The following is a 209-nucleotide window of genomic DNA, read 5'->3' on the forward strand; positions in this document are numbered from 1 at the left end:
TGGACAAAATTAGGTACAAGCATTGTTGATATCGTATCAAATGGTGTAAGCATTCTAGGTAAATACTTAGGATTCTAATGTAATAACATTTAAAAATAAAAAAAGAATGGAGAAATTCAAATGACTAAATTAGTAGAAGCAATTAAAAATACAGTAGACGCAGCACAAAGCCAAGATTGGACAAAATTAGGTACAAGTATTGTTGACAT

2 protein-coding genes are annotated in these 209 nt (G+C 29.2%); both read left to right on the forward strand.

Annotated features, from left to right (window positions below; translation table 11 throughout):
• On the forward strand, positions 1-78 hold a 78-nt coding region (locus HMPREF2578_RS05965; RefSeq protein WP_141743930.1), incomplete at its 5' end, for a beta-class phenol-soluble modulin.
• 42 nt (positions 79-120) lie between these two features.
• Positions 121-209 (forward strand): beta-class phenol-soluble modulin (locus HMPREF2578_RS05970; protein WP_070508303.1); only part of this gene is annotated, 89 nt, incomplete at its 3' end.

It is taken from the genome of Staphylococcus sp. HMSC072H03, assembly GCF_001809305.1.
GTDB classification, from domain to species: Bacteria; Bacillota; Bacilli; order Staphylococcales; family Staphylococcaceae; genus Staphylococcus; species Staphylococcus hominis.